The following is a 20,380-nucleotide window of genomic DNA, read 5'->3' as shown; positions in this document are numbered from 1 at the left end:
CGGCAGGCGGCCTTACGGGGTCGTCTGGCGCTGCAGCATCCCACCGTTGTTGTTGGGTAGAGGCTGCTGCCGGTTCAGGTTGTTATTCTGCTGTACCCGCTGCCGATCGTTATTCAACTGCGTCTGAAGATGCTGCTGCTGCGTGCGCGACTGGCTCTGAATACCCTGCTTCAGATTGTTTTGCTGCTGCATTTGCTGGGTCTGCATCTGATTTTGCATCCGCTGCTGGCTGGGCACCACGTACCCCGGCTGATTGGGGTTATTGTCGATATTGATCGGCTGCGCCATGACGCTCAGCGGGACCAGCGCCGCCAGATATAACATTGCTTTCATTGTTCTCTCCTCACTTCGTGGGATCGCTTAAGTCTACTCCGTTTCCGGCGTAACAATGATCTTTTAGGACTTATCAGCCAGGCTTATACCCTAAATAATTCGAGTCGCAAGAAGGTGGCTCCCGATGAGCCTACTCAGGTAAGCGATGCGGGTGACGAGCGCGGACAGCGTAAGTGCGGCCTGAAGTATAACGGGTATCGACGGGGATAAAACACAATTCAGGAGTATGACAATGAGAAGAACAACGCTCTGGCGTCAGGTGGTCATCGCTGCGCTGCTGGCGGGCGGCAGTTTTACCGTCGCGGCAGATCCCGCCCCGCCTCCGGTCTCGTATGGTGTAGAGGAAGATGTTTTTCATCCGGTTCGCGCTCAGCAGGGGATGGTCGCCTCGGTGGATGCGCTGGCAACGAAGGTTGGCGTGGATATTTTACGTCAGGGCGGCAATGCGGTGGATGCTGCCGTGGCGGTGGGCTACGCGCTGGCGGTCACCCATCCGCAGGCCGGTAATATCGGCGGCGGCGGGTTTATGATGCTGCGAACCAAAGACGGTAATACCACGGCAATCGACTTCCGCGAGATGGCCCCTGAACAAGCCACCCGCGATATGTTTCTCGACGATCAGGGCAATCCGGACAGTAAGAAATCGCTGACCTCCCATCTGGCTTCCGGCATCCCGGGAACCGTGGCCGGCTTCTCCCTCGCGCTGGAGAAATACGGCACGATGCCGCTCAACAAAGTGATCCGTCCGGCCATTAAGCTGGCGGAAGAGGGCTTCACGGTCAACGATGCGCTGGCCGACGATCTGAAAACCTACGGCAGCGAAGTGATCCCCGACCATGCCAACAGCCGGGCTATCTTCTGGAAAAACGGCGAGCCGCTGAAAAAGGGCGATAAGCTGGTGCAAAAACAGCTGGGGAAAAGCCTGGAGCTGATTGCCGAGCTGGGGCCAGATGCCTTCTATAAAGGGGCGATCGCCGACCAGATTGCCGCGGAGATGAAGAATAACGGCGGACTAATCACCAAAGCGGATCTGGCGAATTACAACGCGGTTGAACGTACGCCGGTGAGCGGCGAGTATCGCGGCTATCAGGTGTTCTCCATGCCGCCCCCATCGTCCGGGGGCATTCATATCGTGCAGATCCTGAGTATCCTCGAAAACTTCGATATGCATAAGTACGGCTTCGGCAGCGCCGACGCCATGCAGGTGATGGCCGAAGCTGAAAAGCACGCCTATGCCGACCGTTCGGAATACCTTGGCGATCCGGACTTCGTCAAGGTGCCGTGGCAGGCGCTGACCAGCAAAGCCTACGCTAAATCGATTGCCGGGCAGATTGATGTCAATAAGGCGAAGCCGTCGAGCCAGATTCGCCCCGGTAAGCTGGCCCCCTATGAAAGCAACCAGACTACCCATTTCTCGGTGGTGGATAAGGACGGTAACGCCGTTGCGGTGACCTATACGCTGAACACCACCTTTGGCACCGGCATCGTGGCGGGGAACTCAGGCATTCTGCTGAACAATCAGATGGATGATTTCTCAGCTAAACCCGGCGTGCCGAACGTCTACGGGCTGGTGGGCGGCGACGCTAACGCCGTCGAGGCGAAAAAACGTCCGCTGTCATCGATGTCGCCAACGATTGTGGTGAAAGATGGCAAAACCTGGCTGGTGACCGGTAGCCCGGGCGGCAGCCGCATCATCACCACGGTACTGCAGATGGTGGTGAACACCATCGACTTTGGGATGAACGTCGCGGAAGCCACCAACGCCCCGCGCTTCCACCATCAATGGCTGCCGGACGAACTGCGGGTAGAGAAGGGGTTTAGCCCGGATACGCTGAAGCTGCTGGAGAGCAAAGGGCAGAAAGTGGCGGTGAAAGAGGCGATGGGCAGCACCCAGAGTATTATGGTTGGCCCGGATGGCACGCTGTATGGCGCATCCGATCCGCGTTCGCCGGATGATTTAACCGCAGGGTATTAGGTTTACCCTCAACTAACCCTCTCCCTGCCGGGAGAGGGTTAGTTGAGCTTCACCCCTTCAGCCGCGCCATAAAGTAGGCATCGACATATTCGCCGTTGCGCAGGGCATACTTTCTCCCCGTCCCTTCAATTTCAAAGCCTAATTTCTGATATACCGCAACCGCGGGAGCGTTATCCACAAACACCGTCAACTCAATACGGTCAACGCGGAGCCAGTTGTCGCACATGTCGATCATGGTGCGAATCAGCTCACTGGCAACGCCGCGATTGTGCCATCGTGAATCCACGCAAATGCCGAAATCGGCGACGTGGCTCCGGCGCGGGCGCTGGATAACCTCAATGGCGAGGTGTCCCACGACCTGGTCATCTATGCTGGCGACCAGCTGTTTGACGCCCGGTCGGTCGGTTAGTCGCTCGTGCCACATATGGCTGGAAGGATGAGGAACCTGTAGCGTATTGCGATATACCTCCGGCTGAGCATGGATCTGACGGATTGCGTCGTAATCTTTGGCTTCGGCATGGCGTATCACTATGTCGCTCATTCTTCATTTTCCTTGATGGGTTAATCGTCCTTCTAAACATCACTGACTTTAAAAGAGGGATCAACGACTATTTTTTGCAAAAAGAGGTGGACAAGTGCGAATGAGAATGATTATTATTGCTTTGCGTTCAGGGAGACCCTTGCGGAAAGCCTGAAAGCACGACATTGCTCACATTGCTTCCAGTATTACTTTAGCCAGCCGGGTGCTGGCTTTTTTTTTTGCTTTTTTTCAGCCTGCGCCCGGATGTGGGTTACTGCGCCGCTTCGGCAGTATGCGCTTCCGCTCTCTCTTTCGTTTCTACCGCGGTATCTGTGATGAATCCCACCACGTTGTTCTTTTCCGCGACCGGCGGCAGCACTTCTGCCTGGCCGGAAAACACGCCGCCCTTTTTAATGGCCAGCGTACGGTAGGCCAGCGTTCCGGTGACGTTACCGTTTTTATCGATTTCAATGGTATCGCTACTGCACTGGCCGATGACGCAGCCGTCAATAACCAGTTCGCGGCAGGTAATGTTTCCCTCCAGCAGGCCGCCGGTCATGATCTTAATTTGGTTCTCTTTCGCGTCGATATCGCCGCTCACCGTGCCGTAGATATCGACATTACCCGCCGCAATAATGTTTCCTTCAAAGCGCATGCCGCTGGCGATGACCGTGGTATCCGGCTTCCTGGCCGCAGAGGTGACTTTGTCGTTGACCGGCGCGGGTACGCTGGCTGGCTGTGGCGTAACGTCGATAGTTTTATTCTTTTTAAACATATGGTTAACCCGATGGTATTGAAAATGAAAAACGAAGGATGACAGGGAGAAAGAACCAGATAACAAGGCCATGTACGTGGATTCGAAGCACCATGCCAGCAGGCCAAGCAGCCAGAAGAGAAGAGCGCTATTTATGGCTAAGTACTTGCTTTCCATGCGAATGAGATGGCTACTCCTTAGTCATCGTGGGTTGGAAAAGAGAAGGACGATGTGGCTTACTAACCGCCAGCGCGCTGGATAAAAAATGTTCTCTTCCTGAGGGTTTCTCTTATCCAGAAATTAGTCTGCGGGGTCAATCATTTTGAACGGTAAATTTAACATTTCAGAATATACCCCTCTGAATGTAGGGTTTAAGTTCGCTGCTGGCTTGCGCTATGGTTAATAGCAGCGATATTAACTAAGGACAGCGTTATGACTTTACACTGCGCATTTATTGGATTCGGCAAAAGTACCACCCGCTACCATCTTCCCTATGTTTTGCACCGAAAAGACCGCTGGCATGTGGCGCATATCTTCCGCCGCAGCGCCAGGCCGGAGGAGCAGGCGCCGCAGTATTCGCACATCCACTTCACCAGCGATCTCGATGAAGTGCTTAACGACCCGCAGGTCAAGCTGGTGATCGTGTGTACCCACGCGGACAGCCATTTTGACTATGCCAAACGGGCGCTGGAGGCGGGTAAAAATGTGCTGGTCGAAAAGCCTTTTACGCCGACTCTGGACGAGGCGAAGACGCTATTCGCGCTGGCGAAAAGCAAAGGGCTGACGGTCACTCCGTACCAGAACCGCCGCTTTGACTCCTGCTTTCTGACCACGAAGAAAGTCATTGAGAGCGGCAAACTGGGGGAGCTCGTCGAGATTGAAAACCATTTCGATAACTATCGCCCGATAGATGGTGGAAAGCCTGGCCTGCCGCAGGATGGGACGTTCTATGGTCTGGGGGTCCATACCATGGACCAAATTATTGCTCTGTTTGGCCGCCCGGATCATGTGTCTTACGACATTCGTAGCCTGCGCAACCAGGCCAACCCGGACGATACTTTTGAGGCCCAGCTGTTCTACGGCAATCTGAAAGCGATTGTTAAATCCAGCCATCTGGTGAAGCTGCCCTACCCAAAATTCATCGTCCATGGTCATAAAGGGTCATTTATTAAATACGGTATCGACCAGCAGGAGACCAGCCTGAAGGCGAATATCATGCCCGGTGAGCCAGGATTCGGCGCGGACGATACGTTGGGCCTGCTGGAGTACGTCAATGAAGCAGGGGAAACCGTACGGGAAGAGGTTCCGCTTGAAACCGGCGACTATGGCCGCGTCTATGATTCGCTGTATGAAACCCTCGTTAACGGCCAGCCTAATTTCGTCAAGGAATCTGAGGTTCTCACGAATATCGAGATCCTTGAACGCGGCTTTGAGCAGCCGTCTCCCGCCACTATAACCCTTGCAGGATAAGCAACTCCGGCTCCTCTGTGCTTGTTCATATTTTTTGAACAGAGGAGTCAATTTTCACCCTCTATGATCGCCAGGGGATTGGGTCCACACTTATCCCATCGAAAACATATGGGGGTGCAACATGATCTACTTACGCAAAGCTAACGAACGCGGCCACGCTAACCACGGCTGGCTGGATTCCTGGCATACTTTCTCTTTCGCGAACTATTACGATCCTAACTTTATGGGCTTCTCGGCGCTGCGGGTTATCAACGATGACGTGATCGACGCAGGCCAGGGCTTCGGTACCCATCCGCATAAAGATATGGAAATTCTGACCTACGTGCTGGAAGGGGCCGTGGAGCATCAGGACAGCATGGGTAACAAAGAGCAGGTTCCGGCGGGTGAGTTTCAGATCATGAGCGCGGGTACCGGTATTCGTCACTCTGAGTACAACCCAAGCGCCACGGAAAAACTGCATCTGTACCAGATCTGGATTATGCCGGAAAAAAATGGCATCACTCCGCGCTACGAACAGCGCCGCTTTGACGCCGTTCAGGGCAAACAGCTGGTGCTGTCGCCGGATGCTCGCGAAGGCTCGCTGAAAGTGTACCAGGATATGGAACTGTACCGCTGGGCCCTGCTGAAAGATGAGCAGTCGGTGCATCAGATTGCCGCCGAACGCCGGGTGTGGATCCAGGTGGTGAAAGGTGAAGTCACCATCAACGGAACGAAGGCCACCACCAGCGATGGCCTGGCCATTTGGGACGAGCAGGCGATTTCCGTGCATGCTGACGGCGATAGCGAGATACTGCTGTTCGATCTGCCGCCAGTCTGATACGCGTCATCCTTCAAGCCGCATTTTTGTTGGCTCTCCTCACTCACCCCGGTCGCGTACCCCTTGTACGCTTCCGGGGGTTCGTTGCGTTGCCGCCTCAATGCAACTTGAATGATTTTGCGTATCCACTCTAAATTAATCTGTTAGCCCTCTTTTCTCCGGGAAGGTTGGGCTTTGTCCGTGATAAACTGAGAAAATGTCTCCCGTTTATCACAGTCAGGACGATGAAAAAGAAAAGACCCGTACTTCAGGATGTAGCCGATCTTGTCGGCGTGACCAAAATGACGGTCAGTCGCTATTTACGTAACCCGGAACAGGTTTCCGAAGCGCTGCGTGGCAAGATTGCCGTTGCTCTCGATGAACTGGGTTATATTCCTAATCGCGCCCCTGATATCCTCTCTAATGCGACCAGCCGCGCCATTGGCGTGCTGCTGCCCTCGTTAACTAACCAGGTCTTCTCGGAAGTGCTGCGCGGTATTGAAAGCGTAACCGACTCTTTCGGCTATCAGACTATGCTGGCGCACTACGGCTATAAGCCGGAAATGGAAGAAAAACGCCTGGAATCGATGCTCTCCTGGAATATTGACGGCCTGATCCTTACCGAACGGACCCATACGCCGCGAACCCTGAAGATGATTGAAGTCGCGGGTATCCCGGTTGTGGAGCTGATGGACAGTCAGTCGCCGTGCCTCGATATCGCCGTCGGCTTTGATAACTTTGAAGCGGCCCGACAGATGACCGCGGCGATTATCAATCATGGTCACCGTCACGTTGCCTATCTTGGCGCACGTCTTGATGAACGTACTATCATCAAACAGAAGGGGTATGAGCAAGCGATGCTTGATGCCGGAATGACGCCCTACAGCGTGATGGTTGAGCAGTCTTCTTCTTATTCATCGGGAATTGAGCTAATGCGCCAGGCGCGTCGCGAATATCCGCAGCTTGACGGCATTTTCTGTACCAACGATGACCTTGCGGTCGGCGCAGCGTTTGAGTGCCAGCGGCTGGGGCTTAAAATCCCTGACGATATGGCGATTGCCGGTTTCCACGGCCACGATATTGGTCAGGTGATGGAGCCGCGTCTGGCCAGCGTGCTGACGCCGCGTGAGCGTATGGGGCGGATTGGCGCTGAACGTCTGCTGGCGCGGATACGCGGTGAAGCGGTGACGCCTAAGATGTTAGATTTAGGTTTCACATTGTCACCGGGCGGATCTATTTAAACTGACAAATTTGAAGTAGATCACACATATTCACATCTGGCACGAATGGTTATTGCTTCTCCACTACTCCGGCATGACAATGTTACCGATAACAGTTACCCGTAACAATTAATCTGTACGCCAGTATTCCACGCCGTTAAACGCTGCCAGGCTGCGCGTATGTGTCCAGTGGGAGGAAGCTTTGAGCACGACTAACCATGATCACCACATCTATGTCCTGATGGGCGTTTCCGGCAGCGGGAAATCCGCTGTCGCCAGCGAAGTGGCGCATCAACTGCACGCCGCGTTTCTCGACGGCGACTTTCTTCATCCGCGCAGCAATATCAACAAGATGGCTTCCGGCGAACCGTTAAATGACGACGACCGCACCCCGTGGCTGCAGGCGCTGAACGATGCCGCCTTTGCTATGCAGCGCACCAATAAAGTGTCGCTGATTGTCTGCTCCGCGTTGAAAAAGAGCTATCGCGACATCCTGCGTAAAGGTAACCCGAACCTCTCCTTTATCTATCTGAAAGGTGATTTTGCGGTTATCGAACAACGTCTGAAGGCGCGTAAAGGCCACTTCTTTAAGACTCAGATGCTGGTTACGCAGTTTGAGACGCTGCAGGAACCGGGCGCGGATGAAAGCGATGTGTTAATCGTCGATATCGACCAGTCATTGGAAGGCGTGGTCGCCAGCACCATTGAGGTGATCAACAAAGGCAGTAACTAGTGAGTACATTAACGCTTGTTTTGACAGCAGTCGGCTCCGTTTTGCTGCTGCTGTTTTTAGTCATGAAGGCGCGTATGCATGCCTTCGTGGCTTTGATGGTGGTTTCTATTGGAGCAGGGCTTTTTTCCGGAATGCCGTTAGATAAGATCGCGGCGACGATGGAAAAAGGCATGGGCGGCACGCTGGGTTTTCTGGCTATCGTCGTCGCGTTAGGGGCTATGTTTGGTAAGATCCTGCATGAAACCGGCGCGGTCGACCAGATTGCCGTTAAGATGCTGAGATCTTTCGGCCACAATCGCGCCCATTATGCGATAGGTCTGGCCGGGCTTATCTGCGCGCTGCCGCTGTTTTTTGAAGTGGCGATCGTGCTGCTGATCAGCGTGGCTTTCTCAATGGCGCGCCATACCGGCACCAACCTTGTGAAGCTGGTGATCCCGCTGTTTGCTGGCGTAGCCGCCGCGGCCGCGTTCCTGCTACCGGGGCCTGCGCCGATGCTGCTCGCCTCGCAGATGCATGCCGACTTTGGCTGGATGATCCTGATTGGCCTGTGCGCCGCTATCCCGGGGATGATTATTGCCGGGCCGCTGTGGGGTAACTTCATCAGCCGCTATGTTGAACTGCACATTCCGGACGATATTAGCGAGCCACACCTTGGCGAAGGCAAAATGCCGTCGTTCGGCTTCAGCCTGTCGCTGATTCTGCTGCCGCTGGTGCTGGTTGGCCTGAAAACCATCGCCGCGCGCTTTGTGCCGGAAGGTTCTACCGCTTACGAATGGTTTGAGTTTATCGGCCATCCGTTTACCGCGATTCTGGTGGCGTGCCTGGTGGCTATCTATGGTCTGGCGGTACGTCAGGGAATGGCTAAAGATCGGGTGATGGAGATTTGCGGTCATGCGCTCCAGCCTGCGGGCATCATCCTGCTGGTCATCGGTGCGGGCGGGGTGTTTAAACAGGTGCTGGTCGACTCCGGCGTAGGCCCTGCCCTCGGTGAAGCGTTAACCGGTATGGGCCTGCCGATTGCCATCACCTGCTTCGTGCTGGCGGCGGCGGTGCGTATTATTCAGGGTTCCGCGACCGTTGCCTGCCTGACGGCAGTCGGGCTGGTGATGCCGGTTATTGAACAGCTGCACTACAGCGGCGCGCAGATGGCGGCGCTCTCTATCTGTATCGCCGGCGGTTCTATCGTGGTCAGCCACGTTAACGACGCGGGCTTCTGGTTGTTCGGCAAGTTTACCGGCGCGACCGAAGCGCAAACGCTGAAAACCTGGACGATGATGGAAACCATCCTCGGCACCGTCGGGGCGATTGTTGGTATGATTGCGTTTACGCTGTTGAGCTAAACGCCAAAGTGATAACCCGGCGGAGCGAAGCGATGCCGGGTTAATTTCATGCTCGACTTATATCGAAAACCTTTAGCTTTAACCCTCTCCCGATCTGCCACTATCAGAAATACGATAAACGTCATACGGCTCACAAACCCACGCCACGCCTGGTTTTTTCGGTCTTCTCCGCAAGAATAAAACAACCCAATTTCTGCTGTAATCCATAATCTTGATCAATAAAATAGCGGCGGAAAATATTCCCTTCTCAATCTAAATTCCCTGATAATTATTCGGGTATTCCGGGGTGCCAGTGACGGCGGCCGCCAGGCAAAATTAGCTGCGTTACTGATTGCCTGGCAATCATTGATTAATTTCACTTGCGACTTTAGCTGCATTTTGTAATGTGAAGGACTAACCAGTAGGAAACTGGCCTGGAACAAACAGCACACACCTCGCAGGAATACGTTATGAAAAATGTTGGTTTTATCGGCTGGCGCGGAATGGTCGGCTCTGTCCTCATGCAACGCATGGTAGAAGAGCGCGATTTTGACGCCATTCGCCCTGTTTTTTTCTCCACCTCCCAGTTGGGGCAGCCTGCTCCATCCTTTGGTGGCAGTACCGGTGGCACGCTTCAGGATGCATTCGATCTGGAAGCACTGAAGGCGCTGGACATTATTGTCACGTGTCAGGGCGGCGATTACACCAACGATATTTACCCGAAGCTGCGTGAAAGCGGCTGGCAGGGCTACTGGATTGACGCCGCCTCTTCGCTGCGCATGAAAGACGACGCCATCATTATTCTTGACCCGGTGAACCAGGATGTCATTACCGCAGGTCTGAACAACGGCGTTAAAACCTTTGTCGGCGGCAACTGTACCGTTAGCCTGATGCTGATGTCCCTCGGCGGCCTGTTTGCTCAGGATCTGGTTGAGTGGGTGAGCGTGGCGACTTACCAGGCGGCTTCCGGCGGCGGTGCGCGTCATATGCGCGAACTGCTGACCCAGATGGGCCAGCTGCACAGCCATGTTGCGGCTGAGCTGGCGGATCCGGCTTCCGCAATCCTGGAGATTGAACGCAAAGTCACCTCTTTGACCCGCAGCGGCGAACTGGCGGTGGATAACTTTGGCGTTCCTCTGGCGGGCAGCCTGATCCCATGGATCGACAAACAGCTGGATAACGGCCAGAGCCGTGAAGAGTGGAAAGGCCAGGCGGAGACTAACAAAATCCTCGCGACCGCCTCACCGATTCCGGTAGACGGCCTGTGCGTTCGCGTTGGCGCGCTGCGCTGCCATAGCCAGGCGTTTACCATCAAGCTGAAAAAAGATGTTTCTATTCCGACCGTTGAAGAACTGCTGGCCGCGCACAACCCGTGGGCCAAAGTGGTGCCGAACGATCGTGATATTACTATGCGTGAGCTGACCCCGGCTGCCGTCACCGGCACCCTGACCACCCCGGTGGGGCGCCTGCGTAAACTGAATATGGGGCCGGAGTATCTGTCGGCGTTCACCGTTGGTGACCAGCTACTGTGGGGGGCCGCCGAGCCGCTCCGCCGTATGCTAAGACAGCTGGCGTAGTCGTCACAAGATGAGAAAAGGGGTGTTGAAACACCCCTTTTTTTTGCGTAATACAAGGAGTAAACGCGAATGTTAGATTTTTCCCAACGGAGGTAACTCAGCCTTGGCTATGCTTTAAGTAAGGAGTCATGACGTCTCCTTACCTGAAGGTGGGACGGAGCAGGGGGACGCGTAACGTGCTGCGCCGTTCAGGTCAAAAAAAAGTCGCCAGATACAGGAAAGGGCGACACCTACAACAGGATGAAACCATGTCTAATCGTATCGATAAGGACGTGATTAATGCGCTTATCGCCGGCCATTTTGCGGATCCTTTTTCCGTGCTTGGCATGCATTACACCGACGCCGGGCTGGAAGTTCGTGCATTATTACCCGATGCCACCGAAGTGTGGGTCATTGAACCAAAAACCGGACGCAAAGTCGGCAAGCTGGAATGCCTCGACTCGCGCGGTTTCTTTAGCGGCGTTCTGCCGCGTCGTAAAAATCCTTTTCGTTATCAGTTGGCTGTCACCTGGCACGGGCAGCAGAATCTGATCGATGACCCGTATCGTTTTGGCCCGCTGCTGCAGGATCTGGATGTCTGGCTGCTGTCGGAAGGCACGCACCTGCGTCCGTATGAAACGTTGGGCGCGCATGCCGATACTATGGACGGCGTGGTCGGCACGCGTTTCTCGGTCTGGGCGCCTAACGCCCGTCGGGTGTCGGTCGTCGGCCAGTTTAACTACTGGGATGGTCGCCGCCACCCGATGCGCCTGCGTAAAGAGTCCGGCATCTGGGAGCTGTTCGTTCCCGGCGCGCTGAACGGCCAGCTGTATAAATTCGAGCTGATTGATGCCCACGGCAACCTGCGGGTGAAGTCCGACCCTTACGCTTTTGAAGCGCAGATGCGCCCGGATAGCGCCTCGCTCATCTGCGGGCTGCCGGAAAAGGTCCAGCAGCCGCCGGAGCGCAAGCTGGCTAACCAGTTTGATGCGCCAATCTCGATTTATGAGGTGCACCTCGGCTCCTGGCGTCGCCATACCGATAATAACTTCTGGCTGAGCTACCGCGAGCTTGCCGACCAACTGGTGCCTTATGCCAAATGGATGGGCTTCACCCATCTTGAACTACTACCGGTTAATGAGCATCCGTTTGACGGCAGCTGGGGCTATCAGCCAACCGGGCTATATGCGCCAACTCGTCGCTTCGGCACCCGGGAGGATTTCCTCTACTTTATCAACGCCGCGCACGCTGCGGGCCTGAACGTGATTCTGGACTGGGTACCCGGCCATTTTCCGGCGGATGATTTCGCGCTCGCCTCGTTTGACGGCACCTCGTTGTATGAACATAGCGACCCGCGCGAAGGCTACCACCAGGACTGGAACACCCTGATTTACAACTACGGTCGTCGCGAGGTCAGTAATTATCTGGTCGGCAATGCGCTGTACTGGATCGAACGCTTCGGCATTGACGCGCTGCGGGTTGATGCGGTGGCATCAATGATTTATCGCGACTATAGCCGCAAACAGGGCGAGTGGGTGCCGAACGAATTCGGCGGTCGGGAAAACCTTGAAGCCATTGAGTTTCTGCGCAATACCAACCGCGTGCTGGGCGAGCAGACGCCGGGCGCGGTGACGATGGCGGAAGAGTCGACCGATTTCCCCGGCGTGTCTCGTCCTTCCTCCACCGGCGGGCTCGGCTTCTGGTTCAAGTGGAACCTTGGCTGGATGCACGACACCCTCGACTATATGAAGCTGGACCCGGTGCATCGCCGACATCATCACGACAAGATGACCTTCGGTATGCTCTACAACTACACCGAAAACTTTGTCCTGCCGCTCTCTCATGATGAGGTCGTGCACGGCAAAAAATCGATTCTCGACCGTATGCCGGGCGATGCCTGGCAGAAGTTCGCTAACCTGCGCGCGTACTACGGCTGGCTGTTTGCCTTCCCCGGTAAAAAGCTCCTGTTTATGGGCAATGAGTTTGCTCAAGGGCGAGAGTGGAACCACGATACAAGCCTCGACTGGCATCTGCTGGAAGGCGGCGATAACTGGCACCACGGCGTTCAGCGGCTGGTGCGCGATCTCAACCATACTTATCGCCACCATAAAGCGCTGCATGAACTGGATTTTGACCCCTACGGATTTGAATGGCTGGTGGTGGACGACCACGAGCGCTCGGTCTTTATCTTTGTTCGTCGCGACAGGGCGGGTAACGAAATTATCGTCGCCAGCAACTTCACGCCAGTGCCGCGCCATGAGTATCGCTTTGGCATCAACCAGCCTGGCCGCTGGCGTGAAGAGCTGAACACCGACTCTATGCACTACCACGGTAGCAATACCGGCAACGGCGGCGTCGTCGAGAGCGACCCGATCGCCAGCCACGGTCGTGAACACTCGCTCTCCATTACGCTGCCGCCGCTGGCGACGGTATGGCTGGTGCGGGAGGCGCAATGATCGCACTCACGGCAGGAAAGCCCGCGCCTTTAGGGGCCAGCTACGACGGTAAGGGCGTGAATTTCGCGCTCTTTTCCGTCCATGCGGAGCGGGTGGAACTCTGCGTGTTTGACGAGCAGGGCAATGAGCGGCGAGTCGACCTGCCCGCACGCAGCGGCGATATCTGGCACGGCTGGCTCGCCGATGTCGGGCCAGGTCTGCGCTACGGCTACCGCGTCCACGGCCCCTGGGACCCGGCGCAGGGGCACCGTTTCAATCCGGCAAAGCTGCTGCTCGATCCCTGCTGCCACCAGGTGGATGGCGGACTGCCTGACGACGAGCGACTTCACGGCGGCGATGGCGTTCCCGATAACCGCGATAGCGCGGCAATAGCGCCGAAGTCGCGGGTAATCGACCTCCATTATGACTGGCGCGGCGATAAGCCGCCGCGCACGCCGTGGGGCCAGACGGTGATTTATGAAGCCCACGTCAAGGGGCTGACCTGGCTGCACCCTGAGCTGCCGGAAGAGATCCGCGGCACCTACAAAGCGCTGGGTCATCCGGTGATGATCGAATACTTCCGCACGCTCGGCATTACTGCACTAGAGTTAATGCCGGTGGCGCAGTTCGCCAGCGAACCGCGTCTGCAGAGGATGGGGTTAAGCAACTATTGGGGCTACAACCCGCTGGCGATTTTTGCCCTCGATACGCGCTACGCCAGCGCGCCGGAGCAGGCGTTAAACGAATTTCGCGATGCGGTAAAAGCGCTGCACGCGGCAGGTATTGAAGTGATCCTTGACGTGGTGTTGAACCATAGCGCGGAGATAGACCTGGAAGGGCCGACCTTCTCCCTGCGCGGAATCGACAACCGTAGCTATTATTGGATCAGGGAAGACGGTGATTACCACAACTGGACCGGCTGCGGGAACACCCTCAACCTCAGCCATCCCGGGGTGGTGGAGTATGCGCGCCAGTGTCTGCGCTTTTGGGTCGATGAGTGCCACGTCGACGGTTTTCGTTTCGATCTCGCCTCGGTAATGGGGCGGACGCCGGAGTTTCGTCAGGATGCGCCGCTGTTTGAGGCCATTCGTAACGATCCGCGGCTGGCGGAAGTGAAGCTGATTGCCGAGCCCTGGGATATCGGTCCCGGGGGCTACCAGGTCGGTAACTTTCCGCCGTTGTTTGCTGAGTGGAACGACCATTTCCGCGATACCGCACGTCGATTCTGGCTACAGCAGAACGTCTCGCTGGGCGACTTCGCGCTGCGTTTTGCCGCCTCGAGCGACGTTTTCCAGCGTAACGGCAGAGCGCCGTCGGCGGCGATTAACCTGGTCACCGCGCACGATGGTTTCACCCTGCGCGACTGCGTTTGTTTCAATCAGAAACACAATGAGGCAAACGGGGAGGAGAATCGCGATGGGACTAACAATAACTACAGCAACAATCATGGTATAGAAGGATTAGAAGGGAGTCTTGCCGTCATTGAGCGGCGCCGTGCCAGCGTTCACGCTCTTCTGGCGACGCTACTGCTGGCGCAGGGAACGCCGATGCTGCTGGCGGGTGACGAACACGGTCACAGCCAGCATGGTAACAACAATGCTTACTGTCAGGACAATGCGTTGACCTGGCTGGACTGGAACCATACTAACCGCGGGCTGACCGCGTTCACCGCCGCGTTGATTCATCTGCGCCAGCGTATTTCGGCTTTAACCGATAATCGCTGGTGGCAGGAGGGAGACGGCAGCGTTCGCTGGTTAAACCAACATGCTCAGCCGCTGTCCGCTGATGAATGGCAGCACGGTGCGCCGCGCATGCAGATCATATTGTCCGATCGCTGGCTGATGGCGCTGAACGCCACCGCCGAGGTGGCAGAGATGGTTTTACCCGCGGGGGAATGGCGCGCCATTCCACCTTTCGCCGGAGAGGATAATCCGGTCACTATGGCTGTCTGGCATGGGCCCGCGCACGGAGTGTGCGTATTTCAAAGGTCGTAACCTCGGGGCTTCCGGTTGGTCTCGAAGCGGCGGCGCGACGAGAAGGGCAGGCAAGCTGGGGAGTAAAAAAGGAGTTAATTATGGTTGGGGTAGAAAAGAACGATCCATTGATGCTGGCGCGTCAGTTGCCGATCAAATCCGTTGCGCTGATCCTTGCCGGGGGACGTGGTACCCGTCTGAAGGATCTGACCAATAAACGCGCGAAACCTGCTGTCCATTTCGGCGGCAAGTTCCGTATTATCGATTTTGCGTTATCTAACTGTATTAACTCAGGTATTCGTCGTATCGGCGTCATCACCCAGTATCAATCGCATACTCTGGTGCAGCATATTCAGCGCGGCTGGTCTTTTTTCAATGAAGAGATGAACGAATTTGTTGACCTGCTGCCCGCCCAGCAAAGGATGCAGGGAGAAAACTGGTATCGCGGCACCGCGGACGCGGTGACGCAGAACCTCGACATCATTCGTCGCTACAAGGCGGAGTATGTCGTCATCCTCGCCGGCGACCATATCTACAAACAAGACTACTCGCGGATGCTTATCGACCATGTCGAAAAAGGCGCGCGTTGCACCGTTGCCTGTATGCCGGTGCCTATTGAAGAAGCACGGGCGTTCGGCGTAATGGCGGTGGACGAGAGCGATAAGATTATCGATTTCGTCGAAAAACCGGCTAACCCTCCGGCGATGCCGGGCGATGCGAGCAAATCGCTGGCGAGTATGGGTATCTATGTCTTTGACGCGGATTACCTTTATGAGCTTCTGGAAGAAGACGACAGCGATGAAAGCTCCAGCCACGATTTTGGTAAAGACATCATTCCGAAAATCACCAAAGCTGGCATGGCTTATGCACATCCTTTCCCGCTCTCCTGCGTGCAGTCCGATCCGCAGTCTGAGCCCTATTGGCGGGATGTCGGGACCCTGGAAGCGTACTGGAAAGCCAACCTCGATCTGGCTTCGGTGACCCCGGAACTGGATATGTACGATCAGAACTGGCCGATTCGCACCCATATGGAGCCTCTGCCTCCGGCGAAATTCGTTCAGGACCGCTCGGGTAGCCACGGGATGACCCTCAACTCGCTGGTCTCCGGCGGCTGTATCATCTCCGGTTCGGTGGTTGTGCAGTCGGTGCTGTTCCCGCGCGTGCGGGTGAATTCATTCTGTAATATTGATTCGGCAGTCTTGCTGCCAGAGGTTTGGGTTGGCCGTTCGTGCCGCCTGCGTCGCTGCATTATTGACCGTGCCTGCGTGATACCGGAAGGTATGGTTGTTGGTGAGAACGCGGAAGAGGATGCACGCCGTTTCTACCGCTCGGAGGAAGGTATCGTGCTGGTCACCCGCGACATGCTGCGGAAATTGGGGTACCCACAGGAGCGCTAATGCAGGTATTACATGTATGTTCAGAGATGTTCCCGCTGTTAAAAACCGGTGGACTGGCGGATGTGATCGGCGCGCTGCCTGCAGCGCAAATTGCCGGGGGCGTTGATACGCGCGTACTGTTGCCCGCGTTTCCTGATATCCGCCGCGGCGTGACGGATGCGCAGGTGGTAACGCGCCGGGAGACGTTTGCCGGGCGTATCACTTTACTGTTCGGCCACTTTAACGGCGTGGGCATCTATCTGATTGATGCCCCGCATCTCTACGATCGTCCGGGGAGCCCTTACCACGATACCAATCAGCATGCCTATACCGACAACGTGCTGCGCTTCGCGCTGCTGGGCTGGGTAGGCAGCGAGATGGCCTGCGGCCTGGATCCTTTCTGGCGTCCCGATGTTGTTCACGCCCACGACTGGCATGCGGGGCTGACCCCTGCCTACCTGGCGGCGCGCGGCCACCCGGCGAAGTCAGTCTTTACGGTGCATAACCTGGCCTATCAGGGGATGTTCTACTCGTGGCATATGAACGACATTGAGCTGCCCTGGTCGTTCTATAACGTTCATGGCCTCGAATTTAACGGTCAGATCTCCTTCCTGAAGGCGGGTCTTTACTACGCCGACCATATTACGGCGGTTAGTCCAACCTATGCCCGCGAAATCACCGAGCCGCAGTTCGCTTACGGGATGGAAGGGCTGCTGCGCCAGCGACAACATGAGGGCCGCCTTTCGGGGATCCTCAACGGAGTGGATGATCATATCTGGAATCCGGAAAGCGACCTGCTGCTGGCCGCGCGCTATGACCGCGATCGGCTGGAAGAGAAGGCTGAGAACAAACGTCAGCTGCAAATCGCCATGGGGCTGAAGGTGGATGATAAAGCGCCGCTGTTTGCCGTGGTTAGCCGTTTGACCAGCCAGAAAGGGTTGGACCTGGTGCTGGAGGCGCTGCCGGGCCTGCTGGAGCAGGGCGGTCAGCTGGCGCTGCTGGGGGCTGGCGATCCGGTACTGCAGGAGGGCTTCCTGGCCGCTGCGGCCGAGCATCCGGGCAAAGTCGGCGTTCAGATTGGCTACCATGAGGCATTCTCTCACCGCATTATGGGCGGTGCCGATGTGATTCTGGTGCCCAGCCGTTTTGAACCGTGCGGCTTGACCCAGCTGTACGGCCTGAAGTACGGCACGCTACCGCTGGTGCGGCGCACCGGCGGTCTGGCAGACACCGTTTCCGACTGCTCGCTGGAGAATCTCGCCGACGGTCTGGCTACCGGCTTTGTTTTTGAAGATAGCAACGCTGTGTCGCTGCTGCGGGCCATTCGACGCACGTTCGTCCTGTGGTCGCGCCCATCGCTCTGGCGTTACGTCCAGCGCCAGGCGATGAATATGGATTTTAGCTGGCAGGTTGCCGCAAACTCTTACCGCGAACTTTATCAACGCTTGCTGTAACCAGGAGCAAAGCTATGAATGTACCTTTTAGCTACTCATCACCCACCCTGAGCGTTGAGGCGTTAAAGCACTCTATTGCTTATAAACTGATGTTTATTATCGGTAAAGATCCGGCTATCGCGAACAAGCATGAATGGCTTAATGCTACGCTGTTCGCCGTTCGCGATCGCATGGTTGAGCGCTGGCTACGTTCAAACCGGGCGCAGCTCTCTCAGGAGGTGCGCCAGGTATACTATCTGTCGATGGAATTTTTGATTGGCCGTACTTTATCCAACGCGCTGTTATCGCTAGGTATTTATGAAGATGTGAATAGCGCGCTGGAAGAGATGGGGCTGAATCTTGAAGAGCTGATTGATGAAGAGAATGACCCGGGCCTGGGCAACGGCGGCCTGGGGCGTCTGGCCGCCTGCTTCCTTGACTCGCTGGCGGCGCTGGGTTTACCGGGCCGTGGCTACGGTATTCGCTACGACTACGGCATGTTTAAGCAAAACATCGTCGATGGGCGGCAGAAAGAGTCCCCGGATTACTGGCTGGAGTATGGTAACCCGTGGGAATTTGAGCGCCACAATACGCGCTATAAAGTGCGTTTCGGCGGCCGCATTCAGCAGGAAGGTAAACATTCACGCTGGGTGGAAACCGAAGAGATTATTGCTGAAGCCTACGATCAGATTATCCCGGGTTTTGATACCGACGCCACCAATACGCTGCGTCTGTGGAGCGCGCAGGCCAGCAGCGAGATTAACCTCGGTAAATTTAATCAGGGCGACTACTTCGCGGCGGTGGAAGATAAAAACCACTCCGAGAACGTGTCGCGGGTACTTTATCCGGATGACTCCACCTATTCCGGGCGCGAACTGCGCCTGCGCCAGGAGTATTTCCTCGTGTCGGCGACGGTACAAGATATCCTCAGCCGCCACTACCAGCTGCATAAAACCTACGCCAATCTGGCGGATAAAATCGCGATTCATCTCAATGACACGCACCCGGTGCTGTCGATTCCGGAGCTGATGCGCCTGCTGATTGACGAGCACAAGTTCAGCTGGGATGAGGCGTTCGAGGTAACCTGCCAGGTCTTCTCTTATACCAACCATACCCTGATGAGCGAAGCGCTGGAGACCTGGCCCGTCGACATGCTGGGTAAAATTCTGCCGCGTCATTTGCAGATTATTTTCGAGATTAATGACTACTTCCTGAAGACCCTGCAGGAGCAGTATCCCAACGATACGGCGATGCTGGGTCGTACGTCGATTATCGACGAGTCTAACGGGCGTCGCGTCCGTATGGCGTGGCTGGCGGTGGTGGTAAGCCACAAGGTCAACGGCGTGTCGGAGCTGCACTCCCGGCTGATGGTTGAGTCGCTGTTTGCCGAATTTGCCAAAATTTTTCCGATGCGCTTCACCAATGTCACGAATGGCGTGACTCCGCGCCGCTGGCTGGCGCTGGCGAATCCGCCGTTGTCAAAAGTGCTGGATGAAAATATCGGTCATACCTGGCGCACGGATTTAAGTCAGCTGAAGGAGCTGGAGCAGCATATCGACTATCCGAAGGTCAATCAGGCGGTACGCCAGGCCAAGCTGGAAAACAAGCAGCGGCTGGCGAACTACATCGGCCAGCAGCTTAACGTGGTCGTCAACCCGAAGGCTCTGTTTGATGTGCAGATCAAGCGTATTCACGAGTACAAACGTCAGTTGATGAACGTGCTGCATGTGATCACTCGCTACAATCGCATCAAAGCCGATCCTGACGCTGAGTGGGTACCGCGAGTGAATATTTTCGCCGGAAAGGCGGCTTCGGCTTACTATATGGCGAAGCATATTATTCATTTAATTAATGATGTCGCGGCGGTAGTGAATAACGATCCGGAAGTTGGCGATAAGCTGAAAGTGGTGTTTATTCCTAACTACAGCGTTAGCCTCGCGCAGCTGATCATTCCGGCGGCGGATCTCTCCGAGCAGATCTCTCTGGCAGGGACGGAGGCGTCCGGTACCAGCAACATGAAGTTCGCGCTTAACGGTGCGTTAACCATTGGTACTCTGGATGGCGCTAACGTTGAGATGCAGGAGCACGTTGGGGCGGATAATTTCTTTATCTTCGGTAATACAGCGGAACAAGTTGAAGCCCTGCGGGCCAATGGCTATAAACCGCGTGATTACTACGAGCAGGATGAAGAGCTGCACCAGGCGCTGACGCAGATTGGCACCGGCCTGTTTAGTCCATCTGAACCGGGACGTTACCGCGACCTGCTGGATTCGCTGATTAACTTCGGCGACCACTATCAGGTTCTGGCGGATTACCGTAGCTACGTGGATTGTCAGGATAAGGTGGATGAGCTGTACCGTCATCCGGAGGAGTGGGCCAATAAAGCGATGCTGAATATCGCTAATATGGGTTACTTCTCGTCCGACCGCACGATTAAAGAGTATGCCGACCATATCTGGCATATCGATCCGGTAAGGCTGTAACGGG

Annotated in this window: 15 protein-coding genes; 12 read left to right on the top strand and 3 right to left on the bottom strand. The window is 55.8% G+C overall.

From position 1 onward, the window contains the following. Nucleotides 1-12: 12 nt before the first annotated feature. Entirely contained in the window at nucleotides 13-333 is a 321-nt protein-coding gene (locus tag ABLV75_RS25380; RefSeq protein WP_004106506.1) for a DUF2756 family protein, read from the bottom strand. A gap of 232 nt (nucleotides 334-565) precedes the next feature. Between ABLV75_RS25380 and ggt the strand changes: the two genes are divergently transcribed. Next, on the top strand, nucleotides 566-2,308 hold the full coding sequence (gene ggt / locus ABLV75_RS25375) for a gamma-glutamyltransferase (protein ID WP_348855210.1): 1,743 nt from the start codon (nucleotides 566-568) through the stop codon (nucleotides 2,306-2,308). Between the two features lie 49 nt (nucleotides 2,309-2,357). Here ggt and yhhY read toward each other — a convergent pair whose 3' ends face one another. Then, nucleotides 2,358-2,849 carry an N-acetyltransferase gene (gene yhhY, locus ABLV75_RS25370; protein WP_004106504.1) on the bottom strand — a complete coding sequence of 164 codons (492 nt, stop codon included), beginning with the start codon at nucleotides 2,847-2,849 and terminating at the stop codon, nucleotides 2,358-2,360. A 250-nt stretch (nucleotides 2,850-3,099) separates the two neighbouring features. Further along, a complete protein-coding gene (locus ABLV75_RS25365; RefSeq protein WP_004106503.1) occupies nucleotides 3,100-3,759 on the bottom strand; it encodes a polymer-forming cytoskeletal protein in 660 nt (219 codons plus the stop codon). Between the two features lie 255 nt (nucleotides 3,760-4,014). On the opposite strand from ABLV75_RS25365, the gene ABLV75_RS25360 reads away from it, so the two are divergent. The 11 genes from ABLV75_RS25360 to glgP all read left to right on the top strand — a co-directional run bounded on the left by ABLV75_RS25360 (nucleotide 4,015) and on the right by glgP (nucleotide 20,376). After that, nucleotides 4,015-5,052: an oxidoreductase gene (locus ABLV75_RS25360; RefSeq protein ID WP_004106502.1), complete on the top strand. Its 1,038-nt coding sequence runs from the start codon at nucleotides 4,015-4,017 to the stop codon at nucleotides 5,050-5,052. Nucleotides 5,053-5,173: 121 nt separating this feature from the next. Further along, nucleotides 5,174-5,869 carry a quercetin 2,3-dioxygenase gene (gene yhhW / locus ABLV75_RS25355; RefSeq protein ID WP_004106500.1) on the top strand — a complete coding sequence of 232 codons (696 nt, stop codon included), beginning with the start codon at nucleotides 5,174-5,176 and terminating at the stop codon, nucleotides 5,867-5,869. 224 nt (nucleotides 5,870-6,093) lie between these two features. After that, complete coding sequence (gene gntR, locus ABLV75_RS25350; RefSeq protein WP_004106498.1) at nucleotides 6,094-7,089, top strand: gluconate operon transcriptional repressor GntR; 996 nt, start codon at nucleotides 6,094-6,096, stop codon at nucleotides 7,087-7,089. A gap of 181 nt (nucleotides 7,090-7,270) precedes the next feature. Beyond that, nucleotides 7,271-7,801, top strand: a complete 531-nt coding sequence (gene gntK, locus ABLV75_RS25345; protein ID WP_004106496.1) for a gluconokinase — start codon at nucleotides 7,271-7,273, stop codon at nucleotides 7,799-7,801. Further along, the gene (gene gntU, locus ABLV75_RS25340) at nucleotides 7,801-9,141 is read left to right on the top strand and encodes a gluconate transporter (RefSeq protein WP_004106495.1); all 1,341 of its coding nucleotides are present in this window, start codon (nucleotides 7,801-7,803) and stop codon (nucleotides 9,139-9,141) included. Before gntK ends, gntU begins: the two co-directional genes overlap by 1 nt. Before the next feature lie 449 nt (nucleotides 9,142-9,590). Then, a complete protein-coding gene (gene asd / locus ABLV75_RS25335) occupies nucleotides 9,591-10,697 on the top strand; it encodes an aspartate-semialdehyde dehydrogenase (protein ID WP_004106493.1) in 1,107 nt (368 codons plus the stop codon). Between the two features lie 248 nt (nucleotides 10,698-10,945). After that, complete coding sequence (gene glgB, locus ABLV75_RS25330; protein ID WP_004106491.1) at nucleotides 10,946-13,132, top strand: 1,4-alpha-glucan branching enzyme; 2,187 nt, start codon at nucleotides 10,946-10,948, stop codon at nucleotides 13,130-13,132. Beyond that, entirely contained in the window at nucleotides 13,129-15,105 is a 1,977-nt protein-coding gene (glgX, locus tag ABLV75_RS25325) for a glycogen debranching protein GlgX (RefSeq protein ID WP_004106490.1), read from the top strand. The genes glgB and glgX overlap by 4 nt, the downstream gene beginning before the upstream one ends. Nucleotides 15,106-15,185: 80 nt before the next feature. Then, entirely contained in the window at nucleotides 15,186-16,481 is a 1,296-nt protein-coding gene (glgC, locus tag ABLV75_RS25320) for a glucose-1-phosphate adenylyltransferase (protein WP_004106488.1), read from the top strand. Continuing rightward, complete coding sequence (gene glgA / locus ABLV75_RS25315) at nucleotides 16,481-17,914, top strand: glycogen synthase GlgA (RefSeq protein WP_004106486.1); 1,434 nt, start codon at nucleotides 16,481-16,483, stop codon at nucleotides 17,912-17,914. Before glgC ends, glgA begins: the two co-directional genes overlap by 1 nt. A 14-nt stretch (nucleotides 17,915-17,928) precedes the next feature. After that, nucleotides 17,929-20,376 carry a glycogen phosphorylase gene (gene glgP, locus ABLV75_RS25310; RefSeq protein ID WP_004106484.1) on the top strand — a complete coding sequence of 816 codons (2,448 nt, stop codon included), beginning with the start codon at nucleotides 17,929-17,931 and terminating at the stop codon, nucleotides 20,374-20,376. Nucleotides 20,377-20,380: the final 4 nt, after the last annotated feature.

The organism is Klebsiella sp. CN_Kp066, from assembly GCF_040065135.1.
Lineage (GTDB): Bacteria > Pseudomonadota > Gammaproteobacteria > Enterobacterales > Enterobacteriaceae > Klebsiella > Klebsiella oxytoca.
Note: the sequence above shows the minus strand (reverse complement) of the source record. Positions and strands in the feature narration are given on the sequence as shown.

What these genes read in the sequence shown, in the direction of transcription:
- glgC (WP_004106488.1), top strand. Translation starts at nt 15,186, where the DNA reads ATGGTTGGGGTAGAAAAGAACGATCCATTGATGCTGGCGCGTCAGTTG.
- yhhY (WP_004106504.1), bottom strand. Translation starts at nt 2,849, where the DNA reads ATGAGCGACATAGTGATACGCCATGCCGAAGCCAAAGATTACGACGCA.
- yhhW (WP_004106500.1), top strand. Translation starts at nt 5,174, where the DNA reads ATGATCTACTTACGCAAAGCTAACGAACGCGGCCACGCTAACCACGGC.
- glgB (WP_004106491.1), top strand. Translation starts at nt 10,946, where the DNA reads ATGTCTAATCGTATCGATAAGGACGTGATTAATGCGCTTATCGCCGGC.
- gntR (WP_004106498.1), top strand. Translation starts at nt 6,094, where the DNA reads ATGAAAAAGAAAAGACCCGTACTTCAGGATGTAGCCGATCTTGTCGGC.
- ABLV75_RS25360 (WP_004106502.1), top strand. Translation starts at nt 4,015, where the DNA reads ATGACTTTACACTGCGCATTTATTGGATTCGGCAAAAGTACCACCCGC.
- ggt (WP_348855210.1), top strand. Translation starts at nt 566, where the DNA reads ATGAGAAGAACAACGCTCTGGCGTCAGGTGGTCATCGCTGCGCTGCTG.
- asd (WP_004106493.1), top strand. Translation starts at nt 9,591, where the DNA reads ATGAAAAATGTTGGTTTTATCGGCTGGCGCGGAATGGTCGGCTCTGTC.
- glgP (WP_004106484.1), top strand. Translation starts at nt 17,929, where the DNA reads ATGAATGTACCTTTTAGCTACTCATCACCCACCCTGAGCGTTGAGGCG.
- ABLV75_RS25380 (WP_004106506.1), bottom strand. Translation starts at nt 333, where the DNA reads ATGAAAGCAATGTTATATCTGGCGGCGCTGGTCCCGCTGAGCGTCATG.
- glgA (WP_004106486.1), top strand. Translation starts at nt 16,481, where the DNA reads ATGCAGGTATTACATGTATGTTCAGAGATGTTCCCGCTGTTAAAAACC.
- ABLV75_RS25365 (WP_004106503.1), bottom strand. Translation starts at nt 3,759, where the DNA reads ATGGAAAGCAAGTACTTAGCCATAAATAGCGCTCTTCTCTTCTGGCTG.
- glgX (WP_004106490.1), top strand. Translation starts at nt 13,129, where the DNA reads ATGATCGCACTCACGGCAGGAAAGCCCGCGCCTTTAGGGGCCAGCTAC.